The 12,895-nt window shown below is 39.2% G+C and carries 15 protein-coding genes; 2 read left to right on the top strand and 13 right to left on the bottom strand.

What is annotated here, in order from left to right; genetic code table 11:
• Positions 1 to 3: 3 nt before the first annotated feature.
• From IGI94_RS05855 to IGI94_RS05815, 9 genes are all read right to left on the bottom strand, one after another.
• Positions 4 to 285 carry a hypothetical protein gene (locus tag IGI94_RS05855; RefSeq protein WP_008379625.1) on the bottom strand — a complete coding sequence of 94 codons (282 nt, stop codon included), beginning with the start codon at positions 283 to 285 and terminating at the stop codon, positions 4 to 6.
• Between the two features lie 190 nt (positions 286 to 475).
• Positions 476 to 2,596: a peptidoglycan D,D-transpeptidase FtsI family protein gene (locus IGI94_RS05850; RefSeq protein WP_008379624.1), complete on the bottom strand. Its 2,121-nt coding sequence runs from the start codon at positions 2,594 to 2,596 to the stop codon at positions 476 to 478.
• A 311-nt stretch (positions 2,597 to 2,907) separates the two neighbouring features.
• A complete protein-coding gene (locus IGI94_RS05845; RefSeq protein ID WP_438899535.1) occupies positions 2,908 to 3,936 on the bottom strand; it encodes an LCP family glycopolymer transferase in 1,029 nt (342 codons plus the stop codon).
• A 175-nt stretch (positions 3,937 to 4,111) separates the two neighbouring features.
• On the bottom strand, positions 4,112 to 4,921 hold the full coding sequence (locus IGI94_RS05840; RefSeq protein WP_438899534.1) for an ABC transporter permease: 810 nt from the start codon (positions 4,919 to 4,921) through the stop codon (positions 4,112 to 4,114).
• A gap of 45 nt (positions 4,922 to 4,966) precedes the next feature.
• Entirely contained in the window at positions 4,967 to 6,022 is a 1,056-nt protein-coding gene (locus IGI94_RS05835; RefSeq protein WP_140965430.1) for an ABC transporter ATP-binding protein, read from the bottom strand.
• A gap of 167 nt (positions 6,023 to 6,189) precedes the next feature.
• Positions 6,190 to 6,591, bottom strand: a complete 402-nt coding sequence (tagD, locus tag IGI94_RS05830; RefSeq protein ID WP_086317041.1) for a glycerol-3-phosphate cytidylyltransferase — start codon at positions 6,589 to 6,591, stop codon at positions 6,190 to 6,192.
• Positions 6,592 to 6,700: 109 nt separating this feature from the next.
• Positions 6,701 to 6,901, bottom strand: coding sequence for a cold-shock protein (locus tag IGI94_RS05825; RefSeq protein WP_005229578.1), 201 nt, complete (start codon positions 6,899 to 6,901; stop codon positions 6,701 to 6,703).
• Positions 6,902 to 7,045: 144 nt separating this feature from the next.
• Positions 7,046 to 7,651 (bottom strand): superoxide dismutase, encoded by a 606-nt coding sequence (locus tag IGI94_RS05820; protein ID WP_144330983.1) that lies wholly within the window; start codon positions 7,649 to 7,651, stop codon positions 7,046 to 7,048.
• Between the two features lie 76 nt (positions 7,652 to 7,727).
• Positions 7,728 to 8,171 carry a GtrA family protein gene (locus IGI94_RS05815; protein WP_034872204.1) on the bottom strand — a complete coding sequence of 148 codons (444 nt, stop codon included), beginning with the start codon at positions 8,169 to 8,171 and terminating at the stop codon, positions 7,728 to 7,730.
• A 132-nt stretch (positions 8,172 to 8,303) separates the two neighbouring features.
• Here IGI94_RS05815 and IGI94_RS05810 point away from each other — a divergent pair, with 132 nt between their 5' ends.
• A complete protein-coding gene (locus tag IGI94_RS05810) occupies positions 8,304 to 9,113 on the top strand; it encodes a DUF1189 domain-containing protein (RefSeq protein WP_005236906.1) in 810 nt (269 codons plus the stop codon).
• A 26-nt stretch (positions 9,114 to 9,139) separates the two neighbouring features.
• On the top strand, positions 9,140 to 10,135 hold the full coding sequence (locus IGI94_RS05805; protein ID WP_016613204.1) for a phosphoglycerate dehydrogenase: 996 nt from the start codon (positions 9,140 to 9,142) through the stop codon (positions 10,133 to 10,135).
• Positions 10,136 to 10,199: 64 nt separating this feature from the next.
• Here IGI94_RS05805 and IGI94_RS05800 read toward each other — a convergent pair whose 3' ends face one another.
• The 4 genes from IGI94_RS05800 to IGI94_RS05785 all read right to left on the bottom strand — a co-directional run bounded on the left by IGI94_RS05800 (position 10,200) and on the right by IGI94_RS05785 (position 12,895).
• On the bottom strand, positions 10,200 to 11,144 hold the full coding sequence (locus IGI94_RS05800) for a glycosyltransferase family 2 protein (protein ID WP_438899532.1): 945 nt from the start codon (positions 11,142 to 11,144) through the stop codon (positions 10,200 to 10,202).
• Positions 11,145 to 11,201: 57 nt separating this feature from the next.
• Complete coding sequence (locus IGI94_RS05795; RefSeq protein WP_008379609.1) at positions 11,202 to 11,501, bottom strand: HesB/YadR/YfhF family protein; 300 nt, start codon at positions 11,499 to 11,501, stop codon at positions 11,202 to 11,204.
• Between the two features lie 11 nt (positions 11,502 to 11,512).
• Positions 11,513 to 12,178, bottom strand: coding sequence for a potassium channel family protein (locus tag IGI94_RS05790; RefSeq protein WP_005229566.1), 666 nt, complete (start codon positions 12,176 to 12,178; stop codon positions 11,513 to 11,515).
• 87 nt (positions 12,179 to 12,265) lie between these two features.
• Positions 12,266 to 12,895 (bottom strand): response regulator transcription factor, encoded by a 630-nt coding sequence (locus IGI94_RS05785; RefSeq protein WP_005236913.1) that lies wholly within the window; start codon positions 12,893 to 12,895, stop codon positions 12,266 to 12,268.

The following is a 12,895-nucleotide window of genomic DNA, read 5'->3' as shown; positions in this document are numbered from 1 at the left end:
CCATTACCCTCTTTTCTTTCGAATGGCTAATAACAGCTCAAGAAAATCTTCTTTTTTTAAAAGGATCTTGTCGTTTAGAAGACCTAACTCCTTTTCGTTATTTTCAATCTCGCATTGGACACGCCGTGATTCCAAGCGATATAAATCGTGTTTCATTCGTTCAAATTTTCGGAAAAGCAATGGATTTTTCCGTTGCAAATAATCCCGAATCTCCTTTTTTTCAGCTGGTGTAAATTGTCCCAACTGCTTCATTAGTTCTTGCTTACTTAAACATTCCTTGTTCATAATTACGTTTTTTACCCCTTTTATCATCAGTTTATCTTTTTATTTAACGTGCAAATCAAAATTATCTCTTGACCGCTAGTATTCTAAGCCAATCATTCAAAAATAGCAAGTCTTTCTCACTAAATGTTGGTTTTCTATCAGTTTTCTTATAAAACAAAAAAACCGCAGTCTTCACTGCGATTTTTTATGCTTATTTCATATATAAGTCGTAGTAAGCATCCATGATCTCTTTGGCGATTTGAATATTTGGATGGGTATCTGTGTCGCCTTTTAATTGAGGCATTACGATCGCAATCGCAATATCCGCATCACTGCTTGGCCCGTAGGCAACGATGTTTAGGTTAACTAAGCTGATGGTATTGCCATTACTATCCACAATTGGTGTTTCGGCAGTACCTGTTTTGGCAGAGACCTCCATTTTCGCAGAAGCCAAGCCTTTGGCAGTTGCCCAAGCATCCGTTCCATGAACTGCATCATAAAATCCATTTTGAACAATTTGCATTTGAGCATCTGTTAAACCAACTTCATTCAATACCGTTGGTTCGATCTCTTCAATCAGTGAGCCAAGACCGCCAGTTTCATCATTGCCGTAAATACCGTCGACGATATGAGGCTGCAATCTTTTGCCACCATTAGCAACGGTTGCTGCATATTGTGCCAGCTGCAACGTGGTATAGGTATCAAACTGACCAAAAGCCAAGTCAAGGATCTTCCCACCATCACTGACGGGGTCCATATTATCGATCGATGTGCTGATACCAGTCGCTTCTCCCGGTAAATCGATCCCAGTTTCAGTTCCCATACCAAAAGAGGCAAAAGATGAACGTAGTTTTTCATAGACATCCCCTTGACGATCCACTGTTGGAATCGAGATACCTGACTGATAATTGATGCCCATCAAACGTAAAGCGACTTGCATCATATAGGAGTTAGAAGAAACTTCCAACGCCTGCTCCGCAGAAAGGTTACGATTATTTGCCCCAGTTGGATTGAAAATTGAGGCTTTTACATCGGAGCCAATTCTGATTGGTTGATCCAATAACACTTCATTGCCATTTAAGACCCCATTTTCCCAGCCAGCAGCCAAAGTCCCTGCTTTGACAACGGACCCTGGTACAAAGGAATTAATGAAGGTACCAATGGCATTTTCCTGCAATTCATTTGAACCTGTGTCATGATGATAGCCGGACATTGACAAAACGCCGCCGGTTTTTGGATTTAACGCCACTGCGTAAACCCCTGGAGAATATTCTGCTGCCCCAGAATCAATCAGTTTTTGGAAATTGTCTTGCAAGATTTTATCAACTCTCGCTTGAAACTCAGCATCTAATGTTAATACAAGGTTATCCCCTTTTGCCCCAGCAAAGGTTTCTTTTTGACTTTCAATATTATTATTGTTATCAAGGGAAATCTCAGAAATGGATTTTGTGCCTTGTAAGACTTCTTCATACTGCTGCTCTAAATAACTACGTCCAACTCGATCATTACGAGCATAGCCTTTTTCTAAAAATTCATCCAAAACTTCTTCCGGAATTCCTTGTTCTTCACTGGTCACCGTTCCGATCAAACTAGCCAGAGAACTTCCTTCAACGATGTTTCTCGTCCAATCGGTACCGGTGGAGATTCCCGGTAAATCGACCATGTTTTCAGCAACAATAGCTAATTCACGGTCAGACACATCCGACGTCTTAATAAAGACCGTACTCAAAGATTGGGCGCTATTCATCCGCTTAAAAATCGTGGCTGCTTCTAATTCTGCATCAGAGAAATTGATTTCATCTTCTGTCACTTTATCAACGGTTGCCGCATATTGTTCAGAAGTACCTAAAGAACGCTCTTCATCACTCAATCGGTCAGTTGCTGCTTCAAGATTTTCTTCATCGGCCAGCCAAAAGTCCTTAAGATCACGATCAGACAAGTTTTTGTCCACAGGTACTTCGATCAACTCGCTCAATTTTTTGGCCGTTTCTAACAAATCTTGAGCGGTCATTTTGTTTCCGCGGGTAAATGTGATTGCTGCATTGGCTTGATTTTCCACCAGCGCTTTTCCAGAAGCGTCATAGATCATTCCCCGAGGGGCGCTTCCTTTGACTTCCACTACAGATGAAGCTTTCAACTGCTGCTCAATATTGTCGCCATTGACGATCTGTAGATAGCCTAATTGAACGATCAAGGACACAAACAAAGCAAAAATAATAAAAAACAAAAAGTTCAATCGAAATGGAACATGAGATTTGCGATACGATTTAGCCTTTGGTTCTTCTGGCCCCTTGCGTATCCCTTGGACAACTTTATCTTTCAAATTCTTCATCTCATCTATCCTTCCAATCTATAATGACTACTGTCCTATTTTACCAAAAAATTCGATTCGAAACAGAAAAAACAAAAAATATCCATTAATCCTTAGAAAAAACTATAAAAATTGGCGTGAATCCGAGTAAATGTTTCACAGTTTGATTGTTTCATTTTCATTCTTTCATGAAAAAATTGTTTTTTTAAGCTTTCTTATGTTTTTTCATTTGATGGTTTCGTGAAACAAGATTTTCGTTGGTGCTTTTGTGGAAAACTAAAAAGCAGGATGACCAAAAGTTCTCCTGCTTTTTAGGCTTCTAAAGAAACTAGCTACTCTCCAGTTGTTGAGTTTTCTTCTGAAAAGGTCAGACTGTCGTCGTATAACTGATAATTAGGCGATCCGTTAGTAAATTCGTCGCCTTGGGTCAAACCCTCGTTCGTCGGAAGCTGCAACTGCTCCTTTAATAAATTTTGCGTATGCAACAACTGATTCGTCCCCAATAACTGATAATATACTCCACCAATCAGTTGCCCTTCTCCTTGGAGTTGCTCTTGCTTGATGGTCGTAAAAGCAGGAATATAATTGGTACCGATGTCCATCATATCATTCCACGTAAGATCCGTCTTCGAATTCTTTTCAACCGCCTTAAGAATCTTTTGGTAATTACTGATACCATCCAGACTCATAACTTTTTGAAGAATTTTCGTAACCACTTCTCTTTGCCGTCTTTGGCGACCGATATCCCCTTCCGGATCTTGTTTTCGCATTCTTGCATAAGCCAGACCTGTCTTACCATCTAAAGTAATTCGCCCTTCAGGGATATGAACACCTTCTAAAGTAAAATCGATATCATTTGTCACCTCGATGCCCCCAACTGCATCGATCAGATCCCGCATACCCTGCATATTGATCGTCACATAGTGATCGATAGGAATGTCCAAGAGATTTTCAACAGAGTCCATGGCCATGGCCTCCCCACCAAAAGCATAAGCATGATTCAGCTTATCGATCGTATTGTACCCAACGATTTGTGTGTAAATATCACGGTCAAGGCTAATGATCGTTGACTGTTTTTTTTCTGGATTGACCGTCACCACCATCATACTATCCGAACGACCTTGTTCGGTTCGCCCTAAAGCCCCAGTGTCGATTCCCATTAGCAAAATGGAAAACGGATCTCGATCTTCAATGCTGATCGCTTCCTCTCGTTTGTCTGTTTTCCGATCAACAGCGTGAGAGATTTGATTAAAAGTAGCATTCGTCTCTTGATAAACCTGCATCCCGTAGATCGTTACTCCAATGATTCCAACCACTAACACGACTAAAATACCTAAAATTACCTTTTGATATCTCCGCATCTTACACCTCGCTAATAAAAATTCACTCATCAAATAAATTTTCCCACAAAACGCATCTTTCAGCAATCGCTATCATGCATCAACTTCATATTTAATCCTTCCGTAACTTCTTTGAAATAAACAAAAATAAAGTGCACCCTCTAAGTTAGAGAGTGCACCGCAAATAGTCACTTTTTTAAATATAATCCACAAAACGAGCACGAAACTTCATATGCAGATGGCTTCCTAAAATAAGAAGCATCAAAGTTAAACACCAGAATATAAGTGTGTAAGTCGTTTTTTCCCAAACCCATGCACGAGAAAGGAAAGCATCACGAAATCCTTCGATTAAATAGTAAATTGGATTTAAATGTAACACTTTAATTAGCCAATCTGGTAAATTACGATTATTGATATTCCAAATAGGTCCTGAAACATAGAATAATAAACGAAGTACTGATTGTAAGAAAATATGATAATCTCGAACTAGTACTGTTATTGTGGCGTTCAATAGACCAAATGCAAATAAGAAAACAATCATCGCAAGAAAGTAATAAATAAATTGTAACCAATAGATACTTGGCGTCACACCAGCTATGAATAACGAACCTACCACGATTGCCACCATAGGGATGTAGGATGATAAATTACTTATAATATTGATCGATGGTAGAATACTGACTGGAAACTTCATTTTCGCTACCATTCCTACTTGTCGGTGAATACTATTCGAGGCTCCTAAGATTGACGCACTAATATAAAACCATGCCGTGATCCCAATCAACATCCAGATAATAAATGGTACGCCGTCAACATTTCTGTTTTGATTAACGCCTAGACCAAAAACCAAGTAATAGATTCCTACTTGAATAGCGGGATTTAAAATCTGCCAAGCTAAACCTAGATAGTGACTCTGATAGGTTGCTTTATCTTCATAACGGGACATCCGAAAAATAATCCCCGCATTTTTAAATTGTTCTTTTATAACTGCAGCAATCTCTTTCACAAACTTCTTCCTTTTCTATATGAACTAAACAAAGAAACATCTTCTTTATTTGAAAACTTGACTAATCGTTTCAATAGGATTCTTAATTGCGTAAGTAATCGAACGCCCACTAAAAGAAACCAGCGAACAAAATATCGTTGCGGCTACTACCAAACCTAGGATTCCTTTGGTTGGCCAGCTCATTTTTTCCCCTAAAGGTGTACGTTTCAAGTTTTTTTGGATCATTTGGTCCGAAAGATTTTGTTGTTGCAAGAAGTGATCTTCACGGCTTTTTTCTGCTAATTTCTCCAAATTAAAGGCTTTCTGGTCTTCTTTATAATTGTCTTGATACGCTTTTTGCTCTTTCTTTGGCTGCTTTTTGAACCAATCAATGAATTTGCGATATTCAGCCATTACTTCTTCAGTAGGACCAAACATCCGTAAATCACCATAGTGCATCCAAATCGTTCGGTCGCAAAGTTTTTCTACCTGTCCTAAAGCATGACTGACAAAAAAGATGGTTTTTCCGGCTGCTTTAAATTCCATGATTTTATCCACACATTTTTGATAAAAAGTTTCATCACCGACAGACAAAGCTTCATCAATAACTAAAATATCTGGATCATTATGAACAGCAATAGCAAAGCCTAACCGTGATTTCATCCCACTGGAATAGCTTTTAACCGGTTGATTGATAAAGTCACCCAAATCAGCAAAGGCCACGATCTCAGGCATTTTTTCATCAATTTCTTTATTAGTCATTCCAGACATCAATGCTTTGAGTCGAATATTTTCTAACCCAGTCAGCTGATATTTTAACCCCGCACCGATTGCGATAATCGAGGTGTCACCATTTACTTCCATCGTACCAGATGTCGGTGGGATAATCCCACTGATCACGTTGGATAAAGTTGATTTCCCAGAACCATTGATTCCAATGATCCCTACTGATTCGCCGGCTTTCACATCGAAGCTGACCCCTTTTAAGGCCCAAAATCGAGGAACATTGCGATGATAGAACTTGAATAGTGCTTTTACTTTATCCGCTTTCTTTTTATATAAGTCGTATTCTTTCGTCACTAAAGTTGCACGGACTTTGATTTCTTTTTCCACTTTCTTCATCCATTCTCATAGAATTTCTAATTGATCGAGTCAACTCACAAAACATCATACCATATTTTGTGTTCTGAACAAATAATCAATGAAAAACTAGTAATAAAATCTTAATTTCTTGAAGTTGGGCTCAATAAAAAAAACATCTGTAAAAGATGCTTTTTTATAATAGTCTTTTAATTGTTAAGTTTCAAATCTTTTTTGATTTGAGTAGTTGATATTTCCGGAGTCCGTGCTAGATAGATCACTTCAGCATCTGTCTCTTCTTGAATAAAATCAAATTTGCCAGCCCAATCGTCTCCCATAACAAAGGTATCCACATGATATTCTTTGACATCGGAAACTTTTTGGCCCCAGCCTTCTTCAGGAATCACTAGATCCACATACCGAATCGCTTCTAATAACTGCTTTCTTTTCTCATAAGAAAAGTAGCATTTTTTTTGTTTTTCGTTCCAATTAAATTCATCCGTTGATAGTGCTACGATCAAATAATCGCCTTGCTCTTTTGCACGACGCAAAAGATTGATATGTCCATAATGCAATAAATCAAATGTTCCGTAAGTAATTACTCGTTTCATTCTTATCCCTCTTCGCTTCCTAGTCTTACTAATGTATTGAAGATACCAAATATGGCGAGAAATAGCAAATTAAAAAAGCTGAGGGCTTACTCAGCTTTTCCGTTCTGTTTTAGACTTTGGTCACTTCCGCTGCTTGAGGTCCGCGGGCACCTTCAACGATCGTAAATTCAACTTCTTGACCTTCTTCAAGTGACTTAAAACCGTCTCCTTGAATGGCAGAAAAGTGAACAAATACATCATCGCCACCGTCAACTGTAATAAAACCAAATCCTTTTTCGTTGTTGAACCATTTTACTTTCCCATGTTCCATAGTGTGTAAAGCCTCCAATAATTATAATCCGACGATTCCGTCGCCTTTATTATAGCGGATTATGTAAGCGTTAGCAATATCAAAACGATTCTTTCTATCCACAAAAAAAGAAGCCTTTTAGCAGGCTTCTTTCTAGTAAATTGTTTAAGCTTTTGCGAAATATTCGTTTACTTTGTCCCAGTTAACAACACTCCAGAAAGCATTGATGTAATCTGGACGAACATTTTTGTATTTCAAGTAATACGCATGTTCCCAAACATCTAAACCTAAGACAGGTGTTTGGCCATCCATCAATGGTGAATCTTGATTCGCTGTTGAGGTGATTGCTAATTTGCCATCTTTAACGACTAACCATGCCCAACCTGAACCAAAACGTCCGGTTGCAGCAGTTTTAAATTCTTCTTTAAAGTCTTCAAAGCTGCCAAAAGTTTCTTCAATTGCCTCTTTGATGGCTCCAGTAGGTTCGCCACCAGCATTTGGGCCTAAGATTTCCCAGAAGAACGTGTGGTTGGCATGGCCGCCACCATTGTTACGAACTGCTGTTTGAATATCTTCTGGTACAGAAGAAAAGTCAGCTAATAATTCTTCAACTGTTTTTTCACCTAATTCAGGATTTTTTTCAATCGCTGCGTTTAAGTTTGTTACATAAGTGTTATGGTGTTTATCATGATGCAAATGCATCGTTTCTTCATCAATGTATGGTTCTAATGCATCGTATGCGTAAGGTAAATCTGGTAATGTGTAAGTCATAAAAAAATTCCTCCTCAATGATAATGTTTACATAAGTAACATTATCAGACTATCAGACTTTGTTCAAAAAATATGCTTACTTTTTCTCACTTTTTTTCGTATTGAAAATCAAAAATTTACTAAACACATAGTTTGCCAAAACAACAACAACTTGGGTGACCAGCTTGGCAACTAGATCGCCGGTTGCCAAAATTGAAATAAATAGATACATACAAAGCATATCTAAGCCTAATGATAAGACGCGAAAGAAAATGAACTTCCCAAATGCCGCCCATGACTCTTGCTTTGTCTCGGTTTTTGCTTCAAAGACCCATAACTTATTTGTAAAGTAGGCGAACAAAACAGAAGCAATCCAGGAAATCACATTCGCTGTCTGGTAATAAAGACCAAATCCTTCACGAAAAATGAGATAGACGACAATGTTGACTACAGTCGTTAATCCACCAAAAAATAAATACGTAATCGGCTCCCACAACTTTTTTTGCTGCAAGAACTGCTTGTATTCGTTGTACTTTTGCATTCTTTTGCCTACTTTCATTTCTTTATTTATTCATTCATTCGATTATTGGTTCTTTTTTTGTGAATTCCTTGTAATTCAAAGAACCCTTCGTTACAATTACTCTAGTTATACCACAAAGGAGTTCATCAGCAAATGACTATCGTCCAACTATTTAAAATTGCTTTTTTCCGAATACCTGATTTAAAATTTGTCAAAAAAGCAGAATTTTCCAAAGTAATCGTTTTTCTATTAAGCGCCTCCGTGCTTATCGCGGTACCGATGACCATCAATGTATTAGGTGTCTTTCGCGATGTGCAAGCAGACGGACAAAAAATTGGAGAATCGATTCCAGATTTTACGATCGAAAATGGGCAGCTTGCTACAGCGCCGGATACGCAAGGTTTCATTTATCAAACCGATTCGATCATCTTTACTTTCGATCCAGATGGCAACCGTACGCCAGCAGATATTGCATCTGATGTTACTGGCTCTGTCATCGCTGTTGGCTTGTTAAAAGATCAGCTGGTCATCCGTATCCCCTCTTCTGGCTTATCGACGTCAATGTTAGATTCTAATCAATTAGAATTTGATTACAGTGAGCCTGCGCTGCGCAATCTTAACGGTCAGGCGATTCGAGAAGCGCTATCAAACCAAGCAATTCCATGGCTAATCAAACTCATTGTCTTTTTTGTTGCATTGTATCCATCATTTGTCAGCTTGCTGATCACCTTAGTGATGGGGACCTTTATTGCAACGATCTATACAAGATTAAAACGATTCTCCTATACTTTCTTTGAAAATTTAAAGATTCTGATCGTAAGTGCTGCATTGCCTACGCTTATTAGTGTAATCGTACAACTACTATTGCCTTCCTTCGATGCAACCACCTTTATTTTGTTTGGTTCTTTATTCTTATTCACACAAGGGGTCAAACATTCTCCAAAAATTCAGTTTAAAACCTAATCTAGGCCATGTTCAATTCCTTGAACATGGTTTTTTTCTCATTCTTTGCTACACTTAAGTTAAAAGGAGGCTTGGCAATGAAAAAAATAATCTTAGCCACTCGAGAGTTTCGCGACACATATGTGAAACAAATCGAAAAAGACTATCAATTTCTTGTGTACACAAAGGACCAAGCAATTGATTGGTCACAAGTAGAAATCACCATTGGTTGGAAGTCGGAATGGAAGGACTACCTGCTAACGGAGAAAACAAATTTGAAATGGGTCCAAGCGATTTCAGCTGGCGTAGACACCTTACCATTAAAAGAGTTTGCGAAATACAATATTCGCTTATCTAATGGCAGCGGCATCCATGCCGAATCGATCACAGACCATTTGTTGGCTCTACTATTTATGGAAAACCGCGGGATTTTCCAAGCAATTCAGCAACAGAGAAAACAGCAATGGTCACCGAATACAATTCACTATACAAAATTGTCGGACCAAGAGATTTTGATCGTTGGTACAGGACAAATTGGCCAAAAGTTAGCTCAAGCATTGACCTTTTTTGGTGTAAGTCCCATTGGTATCAATACTAGCGGGCATGACGTGACAGGTTTTGAAAAAACGTTTGCGTTATCTGACTTACACGCTTGCGCAAAAACCGCCGATTGCGTCATCAACATCCTTCCTCTGACGGAAGAAACCACTCACTTGTATGATGCAGCTTTTTTTGCCCAAATGAAACCTAGTGCTTCCTTTTATAATGTCGGCCGTGGGCCTAGTGTGGATACCGATGCATTAGCAAAAGCCCTAGAAAAAAAGCAGATAGCATTTGCCGCTCTGGATGTTTTTGAAGAAGAGCCATTGCCCGAGAATGATCCGTTATGGCTCATCGAGAACCTTTTGATAACCCCCCATATCTCAGGGCATACGCCCCATTTTCAAAAGGCATTTATGGCCATTTTCTTAGCGAATTTCCAACAATTTTTGGCGAAACAAGAACTTGAAAAAAATGAGATAAACTTGGATAAAGGCTACTAACAAATTCTTTCCGCAAAAAAAGTGTACAGTTGGAGGCGAAACCTTCAGATTGTACACTTTTAATTTATCGTTGTTTTTCTTGGTCTTTTTCAGTTTCTTTCAAGAAATATAAGGGTCTATTTTTGGTTTCTAAGAAAATTTTCCCAATATATTTCCCGATGATTCCCAAACAAAGCAATTGCAAGCCGCCCACAAATAAGAAAATGCTAACCATCGATGGCCAACCAGTTGTTGGATCACCAAAGATAAAGGTTCTGATCACAATAAATATCAACGCAATCAGAGAGCCAAAACAGGAAAGCGCCCCAATAAACGAAGCAATGTTCAGCGGCGTATCCGAAAAGTTGACAATCCCATCGATCGAATATTGGAATAGTTTCCAAAATGACCACGAAGTCTCGCCAGCGACTCGTTCCCGGTTCTCATAGGCGATGTATTCTGTATCAAAGCCGACCCAACTGAAGATCCCTTTGGAAAAGCGATTGTATTCAGACAGTTGTAAAACGGCATCTACCATATTACGGCGCATCAAGCGAAAATCTCGAGCACCATTTACCATTTCGGTATCGGCAATCTTGTTGATAATATTATAAAAAGCATCTGAGAAAAAACTACGGATCTTCGGTTCTCCTTTGCGATCCGCCCGTCTAGTCCCCACACAATCAAGCTCTGGTTTTGCTTCCAGCATCGCAAACATTTCTGGCAGTAATGTCGGCGGGTCTTGTAGATCTGCGTCCATCACAGTGACAAAATCGCCTTTCGCCGCTTGTAAGCCTGCATAAAGTGCGGCTTCTTTGCCAAAGTTTCTCGAAAAAGATAAATAGCGAACACTTTCGGGATGGGCACGATATAACGCTCTTAAAACAGGTAGTGTTTGATCTGAAGAGCCATCATTGACAAAAATATATTCAAAGGGCATATTTAATTGTCTCTTCACTTTTTCTGTTTCCTCAAAGAATATCGGCAAGCTCGCCTCTTCATTAAAACAAGGTACAACAATTGATAACATCGGTTTCATCTCCTAGAGCCAATCGTGGGAAGCCGGTCAGCTATGACCGAATCCACATTATTTTTTATCTTCACTAAAATCGTACTTCGGTTCATCCAACGTTTGATCATAATCAACTGTCAGATTATAGCCTTTGAAAAACCACTCATCCGCTTCATCAATAAAAAAAAGCAAGCCGTCAATGGTTTGTTCAACGATCGGACGTTCTGGTTTGTCTACTGACATCCCCACGGAAAATCCGTCATGCACTTGTGTCTTTCCATAAATTTTTCCAAAAAAACGAATCCCGCTTCCTTGGTCTACCACCAACTCTTTTTTGAACCATTGCATTGCTTCAGGACTTATTGTTAAGTTCATTTTCTTCACTCCTAATCATTCATATGTTCATCGAGTATATCTACATCATCTGTATTGCCGATCACGAGTAAATTGTCATTTTCACGCACGATTGCCTCTGCATCAGGCGAAACGATCACTTGTCCTGGTCCACGACGAATCGCAACGACTGTCAGACCATACTTTTGTCGAAAATTCAGCTCAATCAGGGATTTATTGAAAAAGCGTGGATTGGACACGCGAATCTCTGCTAGAGAAAATTCGTCAGATAGTTCAATATAATCTAAGATATTTTTGGAAACTAGATTATGGGCGATGCGAATCCCCATATCACGTTCAGGATGGACGACACGGTCGGCGCCGAGTTTTTCCAGTACACGGGCATGGTATTCGTTTTGGGCTTTGGCTAAGATATTAGGAACACCCATTTCTTTAACCATCAGTGTGACCAATATACTGGCTTGAATATCTTCACCTATCGCAACAATGACATGGTCAAAGTTACGGATACCCAATGAACGCAACGTCATCTCATCTTGTGCGTTCCCGACCACCGCATGGGTGGCGATATTCATGTATTCATTGACACGATCTTCGTTGCTATCGATTGCCAACACTTCTTGACCTGATTCAATCAACGTACGACAAATACTTCCACCGAAACGACCTAATCCAATAATTGCATAATTTTGCTTCACCACAAACGCTCCTTTGTTTGCCAGATCATTATTTAGTATAACAAAAACCTCCCCTGCTTGCCATGAGGAGGTATGATTATTAAGATTTTATTTTATCAAGCCATGTTTAAAAGCATATATTGTAGCTTGTGTACGATCTTCTACTTCTAATTTTGATAAGATGTTTGACACATGTGTCTTCACTGTCTTCAGCGTAATGAAGAGTGAATCCGCAATCTCTTGGTTGCTCTTTCCTTCAGCGATCAACAGTAACACTTCTTGTTCCCGATTGGTCAAATCTTCATGTAGGATTGGTGTCCGATTCGTCAAACGATCCATCATTTTCGTGGTGACTTCGGGTTCTAAGACCCGCTCTCCTCGCTGGGTTGCACGAATGGCTTCCGCAATCTCATGAGCAGTAGACGTCTTTAACAGGTAACCGGCCGCACCCGCTTCAATTGCAGGATAGACTTTCTCGTCATCAATAAAACTAGTGACAATGATGATTTTTGCTTCTGGCCAATCATTTAAAATCAATTTCGTAGATTCGATCCCATCCATTTCATCCATCACCAAATCCATCAAAATCACATCTGGACGTAATTCCAATGCCTTTTCATACCCGACTCGACCATTTTCCGCTTCCCCAATTACTTCTATATCGTCTTGAATTGATAGATAAGAAGAGACCCCCAGACGAACCATTTCATGGTCATCAACTAACAACACTTTAATCAT

The sequence above is a fragment of the Enterococcus sp. AZ149 genome, assembly GCF_051714285.1.
Taxonomy (GTDB): domain Bacteria; phylum Bacillota; class Bacilli; order Lactobacillales; family Enterococcaceae; genus Enterococcus_D; species Enterococcus_D entomosocium.
This window is presented reverse-complemented; position numbering and strand designations above follow the sequence as displayed.

Coding starts and splice junctions, on each gene's coding strand:
- IGI94_RS05855 (WP_008379625.1), bottom strand. CDS start 285: ATGAACAAGGAATGTTTAAGTAAGCAAGAACTAATGAAGCAGTTGGGA.
- IGI94_RS05850 (WP_008379624.1), bottom strand. CDS start 2,596: ATGAAGAATTTGAAAGATAAAGTTGTCCAAGGGATACGCAAGGGGCCA.
- IGI94_RS05845 (WP_438899535.1), bottom strand. CDS start 3,936: ATGCGGAGATATCAAAAGGTAATTTTAGGTATTTTAGTCGTGTTAGTG.
- IGI94_RS05835 (WP_140965430.1), bottom strand. CDS start 6,022: ATGAAGAAAGTGGAAAAAGAAATCAAAGTCCGTGCAACTTTAGTGACG.
- tagD (WP_086317041.1), bottom strand. CDS start 6,591: ATGAAACGAGTAATTACTTACGGAACATTTGATTTATTGCATTATGGA.
- IGI94_RS05825 (WP_005229578.1), bottom strand. CDS start 6,901: ATGGAACATGGGAAAGTAAAATGGTTCAACAACGAAAAAGGATTTGGT.
- IGI94_RS05820 (WP_144330983.1), bottom strand. CDS start 7,651: ATGACTTACACATTACCAGATTTACCTTACGCATACGATGCATTAGAA.
- IGI94_RS05815 (WP_034872204.1), bottom strand. CDS start 8,171: ATGCAAAAGTACAACGAATACAAGCAGTTCTTGCAGCAAAAAAAGTTG.
- IGI94_RS05810 (WP_005236906.1), top strand. CDS start 8,304: ATGACTATCGTCCAACTATTTAAAATTGCTTTTTTCCGAATACCTGAT.
- IGI94_RS05805 (WP_016613204.1), top strand. CDS start 9,140: ATGGTTTTTTTCTCATTCTTTGCTACACTTAAGTTAAAAGGAGGCTTG.
- IGI94_RS05800 (WP_438899532.1), bottom strand. CDS start 11,144: ATGTTATCAATTGTTGTACCTTGTTTTAATGAAGAGGCGAGCTTGCCG.
- IGI94_RS05795 (WP_008379609.1), bottom strand. CDS start 11,501: ATGAACTTAACAATAAGTCCTGAAGCAATGCAATGGTTCAAAAAAGAG.
- IGI94_RS05785 (WP_005236913.1), bottom strand. CDS start 12,895: ATGATTAAAGTGTTGTTAGTTGATGACCATGAAATGGTTCGTCTGGGG.